At 61.1% G+C, this 15,486-nt stretch carries 13 protein-coding genes; 5 read left to right on the top strand and 8 right to left on the bottom strand.

The features are described from left to right. Nucleotides 1-6 precede the first annotated feature (6 nt). Nucleotides 7-1,242 (bottom strand): hypothetical protein, encoded by a 1,236-nt coding sequence (locus APR53_02615; GenBank protein KQC04903.1) that lies wholly within the window; start codon nt 1,240-1,242, stop codon nt 7-9. A 90-nt stretch (nt 1,243-1,332) separates the two neighbouring features. Continuing rightward, nucleotides 1,333-1,512 (bottom strand): hypothetical protein, encoded by a 180-nt coding sequence (locus tag APR53_02610; GenBank protein ID KQC04902.1) that lies wholly within the window; start codon nt 1,510-1,512, stop codon nt 1,333-1,335. A gap of 126 nt (nt 1,513-1,638) precedes the next feature. Between APR53_02610 and APR53_02605 the strand changes: the two genes are divergently transcribed. The 4 genes from APR53_02605 to pheT are packed head-to-tail and all read left to right on the top strand — an operon-like array spanning nt 1,639 to nt 7,000. After that, nucleotides 1,639-2,637 carry an endonuclease gene (locus APR53_02605; GenBank protein ID KQC04901.1) on the top strand — a complete coding sequence of 333 codons (999 nt, stop codon included), beginning with the start codon at nt 1,639-1,641 and terminating at the stop codon, nt 2,635-2,637. Nucleotides 2,638-2,668: 31 nt separating this feature from the next. After that, the gene (locus tag APR53_02600) at nt 2,669-3,943 is read left to right on the top strand and encodes a tryptophan--tRNA ligase (protein KQC04900.1); all 1,275 of its coding nucleotides are present in this window, start codon (nt 2,669-2,671) and stop codon (nt 3,941-3,943) included. Then, nucleotides 3,924-5,366: a phenylalanine--tRNA ligase subunit alpha gene (locus APR53_02595; GenBank protein ID KQC04899.1), complete on the top strand. Its 1,443-nt coding sequence runs from the start codon at nt 3,924-3,926 to the stop codon at nt 5,364-5,366. Before APR53_02600 ends, APR53_02595 begins: the two co-directional genes overlap by 20 nt. Nucleotides 5,367-5,371: 5 nt before the next feature. Beyond that, nucleotides 5,372-7,000 carry a phenylalanine--tRNA ligase subunit beta gene (gene pheT / locus APR53_02590; GenBank protein ID KQC04922.1) on the top strand — a complete coding sequence of 543 codons (1,629 nt, stop codon included), beginning with the start codon at nt 5,372-5,374 and terminating at the stop codon, nt 6,998-7,000. Here pheT and APR53_02585 read toward each other — a convergent pair. The 6 genes from APR53_02585 to APR53_02560 form a co-directional block, all read right to left on the bottom strand. Continuing rightward, a complete protein-coding gene (locus APR53_02585; protein KQC04898.1) occupies nt 6,969-7,775 on the bottom strand; it encodes an imidazole glycerol phosphate synthase subunit HisF in 807 nt (268 codons plus the stop codon). The genes pheT and APR53_02585 overlap by 32 nt on opposite strands. A 45-nt stretch (nt 7,776-7,820) precedes the next feature. After that, nucleotides 7,821-8,780 (bottom strand): hypothetical protein, encoded by a 960-nt coding sequence (locus tag APR53_02580; GenBank protein KQC04897.1) that lies wholly within the window; start codon nt 8,778-8,780, stop codon nt 7,821-7,823. An 8-nt stretch (nt 8,781-8,788) separates the two neighbouring features. Next, nucleotides 8,789-9,754, bottom strand: a complete 966-nt coding sequence (locus APR53_02575) for a hypothetical protein (protein KQC04896.1) — start codon at nt 9,752-9,754, stop codon at nt 8,789-8,791. A gap of 13 nt (nt 9,755-9,767) precedes the next feature. Next, nucleotides 9,768-12,758, bottom strand: coding sequence for a hypothetical protein (locus tag APR53_02570; GenBank protein ID KQC04895.1), 2,991 nt, complete (start codon nt 12,756-12,758; stop codon nt 9,768-9,770). Nucleotides 12,759-12,848: 90 nt separating this feature from the next. Then, complete coding sequence (locus APR53_02565) at nt 12,849-13,694, bottom strand: hypothetical protein (protein KQC04894.1); 846 nt, start codon at nt 13,692-13,694, stop codon at nt 12,849-12,851. Continuing rightward, the gene (locus APR53_02560) at nt 13,694-13,909 is read right to left on the bottom strand and encodes a hypothetical protein (GenBank protein KQC04893.1); all 216 of its coding nucleotides are present in this window, start codon (nt 13,907-13,909) and stop codon (nt 13,694-13,696) included. Before APR53_02560 ends, APR53_02565 begins: the two co-directional genes overlap by 1 nt. Before the next feature lie 294 nt (nt 13,910-14,203). On the opposite strand from APR53_02560, the gene APR53_02555 reads away from it, so the two are divergent. Continuing rightward, nucleotides 14,204-15,430, top strand: coding sequence for an adenosylhomocysteinase (locus APR53_02555; GenBank protein KQC04892.1), 1,227 nt, complete (start codon nt 14,204-14,206; stop codon nt 15,428-15,430). The last annotated feature ends 56 nt before the right edge of the window (nt 15,431-15,486 follow it).

The raw sequence follows: 15,486 nt of genomic DNA, 5'->3' as shown, positions 1-15,486 counted from the left end.
AGGTCCTTACCGGCGGCCGAGAAGGAGCGCAGCTCCGAAAATACCGGCACAGCAGGCGGCTGCAGCAAATCCGGGTGTTTGCGTGGGGGACGGCAGAGTCGTGGGCACTGTCGTCTGTGCCGGCCCTTCCGGTACCGGATACCCGATGATGACGCCCTTGATATTCGAGGAGATCCGTTCCCATCCGCCGGCGACGATTGTTTCGCCGGCAACCGTGACGGTGTTCAGCCGCCCGTCCGCATCATCACGGACGATCACGCCGAACTCGCCTCCGTCATATCCCACGAACAGGAGCGCCCCCGAATCGGCCCACTTGCCGGCAAAGACGTACCCCGTTCCCGGCATCTCGGCGCTGTCGTACAGGGCGACGCCGCCCGGCTGCGACGAAGAGATCCGTGCTCCCGTTTCATCCGTCAGCATGAACCACGCATCGCCGGTGTAGGACACGAGGCTTTGCGTGCCCCCCCCGACAAGGTATCCGCCGGCGGGGGTGTCCAGAACCGTGAACGCCGCCGTGCCGGGGTATGTCTGGCGCCACATTTCCGTTCCGTCGGAGCCGGTGCGCAGCATCCACCCGTCGGTCGGGGTTTCGGGAAGCGGTGTTGTCGCGCCGGCAAGGATCCAGCCCCCGTCCGGAGCCATGATAAGGGCATGTGGAATGAGCCCCGGATAGGTGACGGTCCATTCAAACGTCCCGTCAGCCGCATATTTCGAAAGGAATCCGGCATACCCGTCGTCAGTTACCCAGAGCCACCCCGTCACCATCACACCGCCGTCGGGCGCCGCACGGATGTCCGATGCCCGTGCGTTGTCGAGCTCCGCCACGTACAGAATGTCTCCATCCCCGGTGACGGAAAAGAGGGTCGAGGTGCCGGTGACGTTTTCGTATGCGGCATGGGAGGCATAGGTAAGAGGCGTCATGTAGGTAATCCCCGAGTACACGCCGTCACCCGATTCGATCACGGCCGGAATGACATCGCCGGTAAAACGCTGCTCCCATACGGCTTCACCGTCCGCGTCATACCGGACGAGGATTCCGTTCTCCACTCCGCCCGAGTTGTATGCGAGACCGCCCGCGATCATGCCCCCGTCGGCAAGCGGTACGATCGTATGGATATCCGTGTATGTCCCCGCATGAAGTGTCCGGAAGAACCGCTCCTCCGGCATCGCACCGTCTGCAAAGCCTGCGGCATGAACGGACACGAAACAGATCAGGCATACCGCCCATGCGGCAGCCGCCATTCGCTGGATTGATGGACCTTTCATAGAATTTCTCCTCGTTTGAGTGCTACCTGAAGTATGGAATGCGATCAAAGAAAAACCTGATTCGTTTCAGTACCCGCGCAGCACATCGAGTTCCTCCCTGACAATCTCCCGTATCATGCCGTAATCCACCTTCTCGCGCTGCCGGAGCAGAAGGCGCTCCATCACCCTGATGCCCTCGCTCACCGTCGGGGCATATGACAGCGCTATGTCCGCCGCATCCTCCTGAATGCGCATGACCCGTGACATGTTACATTATGTAACACGAGATCTGATAAAAGTTACATTTTGTTACAGGCCGGGGTTGCGACCGCGATCGGGCGGCCCCGGCACCCCCATGCATGACTATAAAGGTTGATTACCAATAGAATTGGAGTGAAGGCGACAATCGACGGTACATCAGTGCGCCTCGGGCCGGACGGCGCCGGGCTGTACGACCAGAGCGGATACGGGCGGCCGGACGGCGACGGACTCCGCCTTGCGCCCGAAGAGGCACTCTATCTGGTGCACCGCGGCAAAATTACCGTCCAAGGCTTTGAATTCGAGTCGATGCTTGTCGAGGTTGCGGGCACGGCCGAACAGCTCAGGCGCTATCTCGTATACCGGGATATTCGTGAGCGGGGATACGTCATCCAGCCGGGCCCCCATGATTTTCGCGTCTTCCGGCGGGGTGAAAAACCGGGGAAAGGGCGGTCGCAGTACCTGATCAGCGTGATCCCCGAACGCGCGATGATCCGGTTCGAAGAGGTGGCGGATGATGCGGCGACGGCATTCAATATGCGAAAGCAGTATGTGCTTGCCGTTGTCGACGACGAAAACGAGATCACCTACTATGAAGTCAAGCTGCAGGATCTCCCCCCCGTCGACGCGCCGCCGCTTCCCCGGCTTTGCGGCTTTGTCGTGGGAAACGCCGTTGTTGCCGCCGCCCCGGGGGACGGGGCGCCCCTTGTCTCCGGCTGGTTCGGAACACCGCTTGATTCGGACCGGATTATGCTCTCCCCGCTCGAAACTCTCTACCTGCTCTCACAGGGCGTTCTCGCAATCGGGGAAAAATTCGGATCCGGGGATTTCTCCGCCCGCGTGGCAGCCTCGGATACCGGATTTGCAGAAAAATACGCTGTGTACACGCATCTCCGCACCCAGGGATACCTGCCCCGTACTGCGTATAAATTCGGCCACCATTTCCGGGTCTACTCCGGGAAAAAACAGCACTCCGAGATGCTTGTCCATGCGCTCCCTCCGGGTGCAACGATGCCGATGATTGTCATCTCCCGGTCCGTGCGGCTCGCTCACAGCGTTCGAAAGAAGATGCTTTTTGCTTCCACGCAGCAGAATACAATCAGGTACATTGAATTTGCCCGTATTAAACTCTGAAAAACAATCATGACATAGTGAATGAGAACCCATGCAGCCGGAAATCAATCCCTGGTCAGTACAGGCAGCGCCTGATGCCGAGAGACTCTTCACCGATTTCGGTATCGAACCGATCGGTTCGCTTACAGACAGGATAGAGAACCCTCCGCCGTTTCTCCGCCGCGGCATTGTGGTCGGGCACCGGGACTACGGCATGATAGTCGATGCAATCGAACAAAAAACACCGTTCCACGTCCTCACGGGGTTCATGCCGTCCGGCCACCCCCACCTCGGACATCTCATGGTGATGAAGGAGGTCGTCTGGCATGTTCAGGCGGGCGGATGCGGGTACGTGGCGATCGCCGATCGCGAAGCGCACGCCGTCCGCCAGACGCCCTGGGATGCGTGCCGCAGGTTCGGGAAGGAATACCTTCTCTGCCTCTACGCCCTCGGGTTCGAGGGGACGACATATTTCCAGAGTGACAACACCACCCTCAAGGATCTCGCATTTGAGGCTGCGACGAAGGTGAACTTCTCGGATCTCTCGGCCATCTACGGGTTCTCACAGGATACCGGCCTTGCCCACGCGATGAGCGTCATCACGCAGGTTGCCGATATCCTCTACCCCCAGATCGACGCAGGGCCGGCACCCACGATCGTGCCCGTGGGAGTCGATCAGGATCCTCATATCAGGCTGACCCGTGACGTGGCATTCAAGCTCCGGATGTTTACCGTGGAGCGGCGCGAGGAGTACGTGAGCGTGCGATCGAAAAACGCACCTGAGGGCGCGATCGAGGCGGTATCCGACGCATTCCCGGGATCGAAACGGTACGAAGGCCACGTGGATATTCACGGGATCGATCCGGGTTTGGTGCAGGAGGTCGCCCGGCGGATCGAACGCGACTTCGGAGGATTCGGGTTTTATTCGCCGTCTTCGACCTATCATCTTTTCATGCCCGGGCTGCAGGGCGGAAAGATGTCCTCGTCGGTACCCGAAAGCTCGTTTACGTTCTTCGAACCGGGCGATTCCATCAAAAAGAAGGTCATGAACGCCCTGACCGGCGGACGGACGACACGCGAAGAGCAGGAGCGGCTCGGCGGCGAACCGGACGGGTGCCCGGTTTTCCAGCTCAACCGCTTCCACATGGAAGAGGACGATTCGGAGCTGGCCGAGATCCGCCGTGCATGCATGGCGGGCGAGCTGCTCTGCGGGACATGCAAAAAACAGACGCATGCCCGGGTGGCTGCGTTTATCGAGGATTTCCGGGAGCGGATGCAGAGTGTCCGGCATCTCGTGGAGGAAGCATATGGACCTGACACAGAATGAGAAAAAACTGCTTCTGGCGTTGCAGGGACGAAAAACCGTATCGCCTGAAGAGCTTGCAGAGGCGCTCGGAACCACTGCGGAAGCAGTGATACAGCATGCCCACCTCCTGGAGGGGAAGGGGCTTGCCGGTGTCATACGCACCGTCACGGAGCATGTCCGCCTGACGGAGGAGGGAGAACGCTACAGAACCGGGGGACTCCCCGAACGGCAGGTGTACGACTCCTTCGAGAGTACCATCGCAATGAAGGATCTGCAGGCTCACCCGCTCGCCCGCATCGCAATCGGGTGGATGCGGAAAAAGGGCTGGGTTGCCATGAACCGCGGCGTCGTGGAGAAAACCGGCGATGCGCCGGAAGGCGACGACGAGCGGGCCCTGATCCGTCCCGAAACCGGCAGCCCCGGAATGGACGACCTGATCCGGCGGGGGCTCGCGGAAAAGGAGGAGGAGGTAAGCTACCTGATCCGAATTACGGAAAGCGGTGAAGAATCAGTGGCTGCCGGGCTGGATCTCAGAGAGGAGGTCGGACGCCTCACCCGGGAGATGATCACGACGGGCGCATGGGAGACGGCGAAGCTTCGCCGCTACAGCCTCGCAACCCTCCCGCGGCGCATCTACCCCGGGAAGGTGCACCCCTACCAGCGGCTGCTCGACGAGATGCGGGGCATCCTTCTGGACATGGGATTCACCGAAATATACGGCGACATCGTGCAGAGCTCATTCTGGAACTTCGATGCGCTTTTCCAGCCGCAGGATCATCCCGCACGGGAGATGCAGGACACGTTCTTCCTCGACAGCACGCAGCCGGTGCCGGAGTGCTGGAGCCGGGTCAGGGACAGCCACGAGCATGGCGGCGGCACCTCCTCGACGGGGTGGGGCGGCATCTGGTCCCGGGAGAAGGCGGAGCAGTGCGTGCTCCGCACCCATACCACCTGTCTGACCATCAAATACCTTGCGGAGCACCCCGAACCGCCCCAGAAAGCCTTCTCCATCGGGAGGGTCTACCGGCGGGAGGCAATCGATCCCACGCACCTGCCCGAATTCGAGCAGCTGGAGGGTGTCGTGATGGACCGCGGCGTGACGTTTCGGAACCTTCTCGGCATCCTCAGGGAGTTCTATGTCAAGACCGGCTTCGAGGAGGTCAGGTTCCGCCCCGGCTACTTCCCCTACACCGAACCCTCCGTCGAGCCGGAAGTCTGGGTCGACGGGCTCGGGTGGGTCGAGCTCGGCGGTGCGGGCGTCTTCCGGGAGGAGGTCACGGCACCCATGGGCATTACCGAGCCGGTGCTCGCGTGGGGACTCGGGGTGTCACGGCTCGCGATGCTGAAGATGGACCTCAAAGATCTCCGCCAGCTCTACCGGAGCGATGTGGAATGGGTCAGGAACGAGCCTGTAATCGGGCGCCGGATGACGGAAGGAGTGTGAAAGAAATGCCGATTATCAGTCTCCCCTACACCTACCTGGAATCGCTTACCGGGGCCGATCGCGATACGATCCTCTCCCGGATCCCGCTTTTCGGTGCCGATATCGAGCGGCTCGAAGAGGATCACGCGGACATCGAATTTTTCGCAAACCGCCCCGACCTCTTCTCGACCGAGGGAGTGGCGCGTGCATTGCGCGGGTTTCTCGGAATCGAGACCGGCTGCCCGCACTATACCGTGAATCCCTCGGGGATCGCCTTTACGGTCGACCCCCTCCTTGCCGATATCCGCCCCCATCTCGGATCGGCGGTAATCCGGAACGTCTCCCTCGATGAAGACGGCATTGCAAGCCTGATGGGACTTCAGGAATCGCTCCACTGGGCGGTCGGCAGGGGGCGGAAAAAGGTGGCGATCGGCGTGCACGACCTCGGTGCCATAACACCCCCCTTCCGGTATATCGCGGCAGACCCGAAAACCTCCTTTGTTCCGCTGGATTTCACGGAGGAAATGACGATGGAGGAGATCCTCACCGGCCACCCGAAGGGGCGGGACTATGCCCATCTGGTGGAGCCGTTTTCACGCTACCCCCTGATCGTCGACGCTGACGACCAGGTACTCTCGTTTCCACCCATCATCAACGGCGAACTGACACGGGTGACGACCGGGACCACCGACATCCTGCTCGACACGACCGGGACGGACCGGCGTGCCGTCATGACCGCCGTCAATATCCTCTGCACCGCATTCACGGAGACAGGCGCGGAGATCGAGAGCGTGACCGTCGACGGGGTATCGATGCCCTCCCTCGCACCCGACGAGAGAGTGGTCAGCGCCGCCGACTGCCGGTCGCTTCTCGGGCTTGACCTCTCGCCCGAAGAGATTGCAGGGCTGCTCGAAAAGATGCGGTTCGGCGCGGAACCGGAGGGCGACGGCATGGTGCGGGTGCAGGTGCCCTGCTACCGGGCCGACATCATGCATGACTGGGATATCTTCGAGGATGCGGCGATCGCGTTCGGGTATGAAAATATCCCCGCTGCCCTTCCTCCGACGGCAACGGTCGGGGCTGCCCACGTCATCAATACCCGCAGCCGGGCGGTGCGCGAGATCTGTGCGGGTCTCGGCTACCTCGAGATGGTTCCCTTCACGCTGACCAGCGAGCGGGTGCTCTTCACCGCGATGCAACGGAGTTACGACCCCGCCACCCAGAGAGTGATGCACCCGATCTCGGAGGAGCAGACGGTCGTGAGGAGTGCAATGCTGCCGCTCCTCCTTGAGACGCTCCAGAACAACCTGCACCGCGAACTCCCCCAGCGCCTCTTTGCGGTGGGGGACGTGGTGCGTGACGGGAAAACGTGCCAGTCCGTCGCCATGGTAAGCATGCACACCGAGGCGGACTTTTCCGAGATCTACGCGGCGGCGGATGTCCTCTGCCGGGAACTGGCCATGCCGTATGCCGCGCGCGAATCTGACGACCCGTCGTTCCTGCCCGGCCGCCGCGGCACGATCGTGGCGGATGGCGCAGCCGTCGGGACGTTCGGCGAGGTGCACCCGCGGGTGCTTACCGCATTTCTGCTCGACCAGCCCGTAGCGGGTCTTGAACTTGACCTCAGAGCCGTACCGATACGCCGCGGCCGCTGAGGTACTCCTTCACCTCTTTTACCGTCATTTCACCGAAGTGAAAGACGCTCGCCGCAAGGCATGCATCGGCACCGCCGGCAGTAAATCCTTCATAAAAATGCGAAAGCGTGCCGACGCCGCCGCTTGCGATGACCGGAATGCCGACGGTATCGGAGATCGCCCGGGTGATGGGAATGTCAAATCCCTGTTTTGTCCCGTCGGTCTCCATGCTGGTAACGAGCAGCTCCCCGGCACCTCTCTCCTCCGCTTCGCGGCACCACGCAATCGCGTCGATACCGGTCGGCCTGCTGCCGCCGTAGATCACGACCTCATACCAGCACGTGCTCCCGTCGGGAAGCGGTATTTCCGTCACATCCGGCCGGAGCGTGGTGTTTCGCCGGACGTCCACCGCCACAACGATACACTGGGTGCCGAACATCTCGGCACCCCTGCTGATAAGCGAGGGATCTTTTACCGCGCTTGTGTTGATGCTCACCTTGTCCGCACCCGCCCGGAGCAGCTGCTGCATATCGTCGAGGGACCGGATGCCGCCCCCCACCGTCAGCGGCAGGAACAGCTGATCCGCGGCACGCTTGATCACGTCGATGATCGCACTCCGTTCCTCCCGGGATGCGGTGATATCAAGGAAAACAACCTCGTCCGCTCCCTGTTCGTTATACCGCTGTGCAAGCTCCACCGGGTCGCCGGCATCCCGCAGGTCCACGAAATGCGTTCCTTTGACCACGCGGCCGTCTTTTAAGTCAAGGCAGGGGATAATGCGTTTGGAGAGTGCCATGGGTAATGGTTCAGCGGACAGCTACATGAGGATTGCGCAGGGGCGTCATGCCTCCGGCATCCGGCGCGAGAGGTACCAGGCATGGACGGCAAGCAGCACATAGATGGGAAAAAGAATTTCATAGGCAATTTCCGTGCCCATATAGGCGAAGAACCAGAGGGTTGCCGAGACATCGAGCTGGAATATCACGATCCCCCACCACATCCCGAGATAGAAGTACCCCATGCCCGGAAGAAGGAAATTCAGCATACCTGCGATGACGGGATGTTTCCGGACGCGGGGGCGTTTCTGAAGCCACCGGGGGACATGGAGCGGGGAGATGCCGCACGAAGGCGCAGCACGGACGGCCGCCCACCGCACCTCTTCGCATTCGTCCCGGAGAGCGAGGGTCAGTGCGCGGATGCCCATCGGATCGCCGATCCTGCCGATCACCCCGACCGCTTCGGCACGCACCGATGGATCCCGATCGGCAAGTGCGTGCTCGAGAGCGGGTATCGCGGTCCGCCCCATCCGTTCGAGTGCCGGCCAGTTCATCATCCCGAGAAGATAGAGCCCCCATTCATCCGCTCCGCCGGGTTCCCAGCCGAGCTCCTGCAGTGCGTGCGTCGCTCCGAGCCGTACGTATTTGTCAGGGTCGCCGAGAGCCCCTGCGAGCGGCGGGATCGCACGGGCATCGCCGGCGGAGCCCAGCGCCAGTGCCGCCGCCCAACGGATTTCACTTCCCCGGTCCGACAGGGTTTCGATCAACAGGGGGAGTGCACCGGTGCTTTTCTGAGCTGCAAGCGCTTCGATCGCTCCTATCCTGATGTCCCTGTTCCGTGATCCAAGTGCTGCGGCGAGTGCCTCCGTTGCGGCAGGGCCCAGCGCCCCGAGCGCATCGGCCGCCTGCCACTGGATATCGGGATCCGGATATCCCAGCGCTTTCACGAGGCCGGCCACATCGGGGCGTGCAGCCATTGCGCCGATATCGGGGGAGACGGGCGGGAAACCGGGAATTTTCATCATGCATCACCTCAGGGTTCCCCGAGCATCCGGCGGGCAAGGTGGTATGAATGGACGGCAAACAGGGACGAAACACCGAAAGAAGCAATCTGGGGGAGCAGCGGGCCTATCCAGAGCGAAAAAATGAGTATCAGCGTGATATTGACCTGAAAGAGCAGAAAACCCCACCATTTTCCGAGGTAATTATATCCGATACCCGGAAAGAGGAGGTTGAGGAACGCCACAACCAATGGTGCTTTTCCGGGGCGTTTCCGGTTGATAAGCCAGCGGGGCAGGCGGACTGCGGGTATCGAACACCGCGGGGCCGAACGTACTGCGTTCCAGCGGACACGGGGATTTTCGTCCATGACGGCGATGCCGCAGGCGGTCTGAATCCGTGAATCGTCGATATGCCCGCAGATTTCTGCTGCTGCTGTCCTGACCGCCGGATCATCGTCTCCAAGGGCCAGCAGCAGGGGGGGGACGGCTGCTCCGCCGAGGTGTGCCAGCCTGTCCCATTCCTGTCTCGCGGCGAACAGGAACGACTCCTCCTCCTCGTCCTGCGGTGCCCAGCCGCACAGGGAGAGCGCGTCTGCCGCACCGGAGCGCACGTATTTGCTTGAATCACGGAGCCCCGCCACCAGATGGGGCACCGCACGGACATCCCGCATCCATCCGAGCGCAAGTGCCGCCGCCCACCGCACTTCGTAGACGGGATCGGTCCGGAGAACTCCTGCAAGGGGGGTGACCGCAGCCGGATCACGGATTACGGCGAGCGCTTCCGCCGCACCCACCCTGGTATCGGCCGACGGGTGCGACAGCGCCTTCAGGAGGAAGGGAACCGCAGGAGAGCCCATCGTCCCGAGCGCTTCCGCCGCCTGCCACCGGATCTCCGGATCACGGGATCGCGTCAGCCGGATCAGGCGCGGAATGTCATGCGCCCCGGCGGCTAACCGGACACCGGGCGCCGTCTCCGCCGGAAGGCCGGAAGCATACATGGCGGGCCTCCGTTCACCTTCGCCGCATGCGGCGCATGACAAGCAGCAGTACGAGCAGGGCTGCGGCTACGGCAATGATAATCAGGGAATACGTCCCGGCAACCCCCAGCACCCATGCAATCAGGCCTCCGCTGATCGTCAGGTGCGTCGGGCGCATGGTTTCCCGGGCGGCGGGCGGTGTCACCGGCAGGGGGACAGCGGTGGCAGCAGAAACGGCGGCCGGCGTCCCGGCGACGGGAGGGGCATCCGTAAAGAGACCGAAGATGCAGAAATGATCAACCTCACAGGTGACGGTGCGGTTCTCCGCCGTTTCCACCGGTGAACACTCTTCCCAGAGCCCGGTACCGGCATTCCACCGTTTGATGGAATACACACCGGCGGAAACGTCATCGGGAAGGGAGAGGGAGAGCTGGGCCGGCGGGTCGAAGGTCGCACCGTCGGGCTGCATGTCCACGGCATAGACCGGAATGAGCCCTTCATCCGCCCGGGGGATATAGTCCCGCGGGAGGGGTACGATAGTGATCGAGGAGACGGGCACGGACGCAGTGCCCTGAGCCAGCGTTCCGTGCCTGATGAGAAGCGAGCCTGCATCATCCTTCGACCGGAGCGTCAGCGAGCAGTTCGTGTAGCCGGTCGCGTTGCAGGGGAGGAGCGCCTCGGTATATGCCATTGTTTCACGGTATACATCGGCCATCCCGCTGAGGACCACCGCTTCGGCACGCCCTCCGACGACGGGGGCGGAACGGCTTTTTTCAGGACCGTCGGGGACATACTGTTCTTCGATCACGCGAAACACGAACTGGAACGGATTCCCGGAGCCGGTGAGGGAGGTGAGCACAAACCGCGAACAGCCGCGGGGCGAACGTGCCCCGAACCATGCCGGATTCCCGTCACCTGTACCGAGCGGGTGTGTCGCAAGCACTTCGCCTCCCGCATCGGTAATCCGTACGATATGGATGCTTTCGTTCCCCCCCATCTCCGCGACCCAGTCGGGTGATGCCCCCATGTACACCGTGCATGATGACGGGACCACGCCCGCGGGCCCAAACCGGACGGTGGACGCGATGCTGCGGACGCTGGTGAAATCGCTTCCGTATGCAATCGTTCTGACATTATCCCTGTCCTCAGGAGTCGCATTCGCCCACACGGCCACGCCGATGCTGCCTTCCGGCGTATAGCACGGGCAGGTAACCTCAAGCGAGACGGGGGAGGACGGGCTGAAATCGAGACTGCGGGTCGAGAATACCGCACCGGTCACGACTCCTGTGATCGTGCCGTTCTCCGTTTCGGAAAATCCTTCATCGTCCGAGAGAAGGAGAACGGACGCAAGGCTAAAACCCTCCGGGTATGTCAGTTCAATTGCGGATTTGTTCACAGCAGGATTAAAGTCGTATGCCGGCAGGCCGGAGAGGGTGATGATCACGTGCGGCGGATCCCCGCCCGGGACTGTCCGGACGGTAGGGTGGTAGAGGTACACTGTTCCCGGCTCGGCCTGAACAATCGTGATGAGGGCGGGGCGTTGGCAGGTGCCGGTGCCGAACCTGTTTTCCACCGTCAGCCGCACGCTATAGCTGCCGGCTGCGCCGTACGTGTGGACGGGATCGGGTTCGTCCGAGACGGATCCGTCACCGAAATCCCAGTTCCACGTGTCGGGATTTCCCGTCGATTTGTCGGTAAAAGCGACGACCAGCCCGGGCAGCCCCCAGGTTACGTTGACGTCAAAGGCCGCAGCCGGCGCCGCCCCCACCGTAACGGCGTCCGCGAGCAACGCGGAATCGCGGCAGACGGGTGTCGCGACATCCAGTCGTACAGTATAGCTCCCGGTTTCGGTGTAGGTGTGCACCGGATTTTGTTCCGTTGAAAACGCCCCGTCACCGAAGTCCCAGTGCCATGCACCCGGAGCGCCGGACGACGTGTCGGTAAAACTGACCGGGAGGGGCGCTTCACCACATACAGGATCGCAGGTGAAACCGGCGGCGGTACATTGCCCTTCCGAACCCAGCGTGAGCAGCATTACGTCGGCAGTGCCCTGCTCCCAGTCCTCCCACACGATTCTGCTGCCGGAGATGCGGGGCGAGCACTGGTCCGACGAAAGAGTATCGGGAGTAAGGAGCGTTCTTTCGTCGCTCACCATGTCATACAGCATGACGTCGCTGTACAGGGAGGACCAGTCCTCCCACACGATCCGGCTCCCCGAGATGCGGGGGGAGCACTGGTCGGAAAACGGTGTGTCGGGGGTAAGGAGAGTCGTTTCGTTCGTAAGGGTATCATGCAGCATGATATCGCCGGTGCCGGAGGACCAGTCCTCCCACACGATCCGGCTCCCCGAGATGCAGGGGGAGCACTGGTCCGAATCCGGTGTATCGGGGGTGAGGGGGGTCACTGTGCCGGTACGACGATTGAGAAGGACAATATCCTTAAATCCGCTGATGCTCCATTCCTCCCACGCGATCAGATCACCGCACACGGCAGGTGCGGACTGCCACGTGGGATCTTCGGTAATGCGGTCCACTAAGCCCGTCGCGAGATCCCGCAGATAAACATCCCCGTCCTGTATCCATACAGCCAGATCCTGCCAGAGCGCAGCATCGGACTGCCATTCGCCCGGCCCGGCCAGGCATTGCTCTTCCCCCGATGCAAGGCTGCAGGCATGCAGCTGTTCAGAGAAGGTCGAAAAATCGGTCCATAGGATCCGATCGCCCCAGATCACGGGCGAGTACTGGTCGGATTCATTGGTGCCGGGTGTCAGCAGCCGATCCGTGGCGGTGCCGATGCGCCAGGCTGCGATATCCAGATACCCCTCCCGCCTCTCTTCCCAGACAATCCAGTCGCCCGAGATGTCCGGTGCGGTTTCATCGGTGTCCGGCGTCTGGGGCGTGACACATGTGACAACACCCGCCGGCGTGGAGGTGCATGCCGCCGAAGAAACGGAAACGATCGTAGCGAGCAGAGCAACCAGTGCCACGACAGCGAAATACCGGGTTTTCAGCGTGTCGGACGCCACCAGAACACCTCCGGTATAATGAATAAATTTTATATGCCAGTAAAGATATAAAATACTTTTTATAATTTTTGGCTTTTTCTCAGGTTCTCCCTAATGCAGCCCCACGTACCCGAACGCTTCGAAATAATCATGGAAGAGGGTCTTTTCGAGTGCAAATATGCCGTCTGCGATGTCAAGGTTGATGCCCGCGGGATTCCCTTCATATTTCCATACTCCGTGAGCGATGCCGTCATCGGGTTCCTCTGCGCCGGTGCCGAAGGTATTCCTGAGAACGATGTAATGCCCGCCCGTAGGCGGATTGAAAATGCCGAGGATCGAATAGGAATGGTTCGCAACGAGAGCATCGGTATCGTAGGTCACCGGCGCGGGGGCTTGATTTTCCGATTCGTAGGTCCAGGCAGCCATCGGCAAAGTAGTCTTAAACCCTCTCGTTTTCTGCAGAATTTTGCCAAATACCGCGTCCGCACTCAGTCCGGCGTTCGTGACAAACACCGGTGTTTTTCCCAAAAGGTGAACCAGCGATATGACCGGGTTTCCGGTGGTGTTAAGGACGTTCATGTCCGGTGTATCCGTGTTCTGCTCCAATCGGAACGCCGCATACGCTTTTTCGTATACAGCCGGCCAGTACTCCTGCGGATCGCTGGAGCGGGCTCCCCAGTACTGGCTGTCATTGAGCCAGACCCGCTCGGAAACCTCGACATTCTGCGCCGGGGAACGGTACGGGGAATCGGGGGAATACGGATAGAACGAGAACGAGTACAGATTGCATTCACCGTCGTTCCCGCAGAGAGAGGGCCGCATTAACGACGTCCATGCATGGCTCGACAGGGCGGCGATAAAATGGCAATCCTTCAGGACGCCCTGCACCGGCTCTGAGAAGGACATTATCGGGCCGTTTGAAAACACTCCTGCGGGTTTCTGCCACGCAAATGCCATTATTTCCACCCCCCCGGCATATCAGGAAGCGGTCCGAAAACGGGAGATTCCGACTCCGGGCTAAAGAGCCGGTCATAGCTGCACCCACAGTTCTTTTCAAGGATCCGCCTCCTTTCACCGGGTTCCAATTCTTTCCATTCGATCCGGCGATTCTCAACCAGTTCCGCCAGGGCAAAGGGATTTCGTGCTCCTATTGTCAAGCGCATGTCTTTCATTCAATCCACCTCGGTTTTTCCGTTGCATCCCGTCCCCCCGAACCGGTGTGCTCCCTGCCGAAAGGTGCCCGCGGCAGATACCGGCACCGCGGCACCATGGGATGCATGAATGGCCGCACCTGCGTATCACCGTAAAAAACAGCACTCCTCCCCGTACCCTCTGTCATTTCCGAGAGGGGAATGCTGGAATGATACGGTTTCAGCCTGATAAATGTTGCTGCCGGGAAAGGGAAGATCTGATTACTGTGCAGGGCGACATGATCAGAAGGTTTCGGAGAGAACCGGGGACTGACAATGCAATCAGGACGGCTGAAAATGGGATGGGCACGGCAGTATATGCCAGTGCTGGCTGAGATTGGAAAAGTGTTCGAGGAGGACCGGCCTCTTGCGGGGATCACGATCGGCATGGCGCTCCATGTCGAGGCAAAGACCGCCGTACTCGTGGAAACGCTGGCGGCAGGAGGCGCCGAGGTGTTTATCACGGGATGCAATCCCCTCTCGACTCAGGATGATGTCGCACTGGCCCTCAACGATGTCGGGGGAGTGCACTGCTATGCGAAGAGGGCGTGCAGCACCGATGAGTATTACGCCGCAATCGACCGTGTGCTCGATGCGGCTCCTGCCATTACGATTGACGACGGGATGGACCTCATCCACCGCCTGCACACCGCACGCCGCGATCTGCTGCCGGGTATCATCGGAGGGTGCGAGGAGACGACGACGGGCATTCACCGCCTTCGCTCGATGGCGGCCGAAGGGAAGCTCGAGTTCCCGGTCATCGCGGTCAACGACACTCCCATGAAACGGTTTTTCGATAATGTCCACGGGACCGGGGAGAGTGCGCTCACCGCCGTCATGGCAACCACGAACTCGCTCATCGCCGGAAAATATCTCGTCGTGGCGGGCTACGGATACTGCGGCCGTGGCCTCGCCCGCAAAGCGCAGGGACTTGGCGCCCGCGTGATCGTCACGGAGATCGACTCCCGGCGGGCACTCGAGGCGCATATGGACGGATTTTCTGTCATGACGATGGAGCAGGCAGCCGCTGTGGGCGACATTTTCATCACCACCACGGGCAACACCTCGATTATTACGGGGGAGCATGTCCCCCGCATGAAGAACGGCGCGATCCTTTCAAACGCCGGCCACTTCAACGTGGAGATCGACATCCCATGGCTCGAGGAGCATGCGGAATCACGCGAAGAGCGCGACGGCATCGAGACCTATTATATCATGGGAAAAGCCATCCACGTGCTTGCGGAAGGGAGGCTCGTCAATCTCGCCACACCGAAGGGCATGGGCCACCCCATCGAGGTCATGGATCTCTCGTTCGGGCTGCAGGCGCTCTGCACCCGCTATATCGCAGAGCATGGCCGCGGGCTTCCGGGCGGCGTGTACGACGTGCCGCCGGAGATTGACGAGGCTGTCGCCCGGACCAAACTGGACGCCCTCGGGATCGCCATCGACACGCTCTCCGACGAGCAGGTCACGTATATGCAGAGCTGGGATATCGGCACCTGAAGACATTGCGGGTACAGCATCTGTTGGAATGATTTATTCCTCAAATACCATTTTTT

The organism is Methanoculleus sp. SDB (genome assembly GCA_001412355.1).
Lineage (GTDB): Archaea > Halobacteriota > Methanomicrobia > Methanomicrobiales > Methanomicrobiaceae > LKUD01.
The sequence above is the reverse complement of the archived record's forward strand: the minus strand, read 5'-3'. Positions and strand labels throughout refer to the sequence as shown.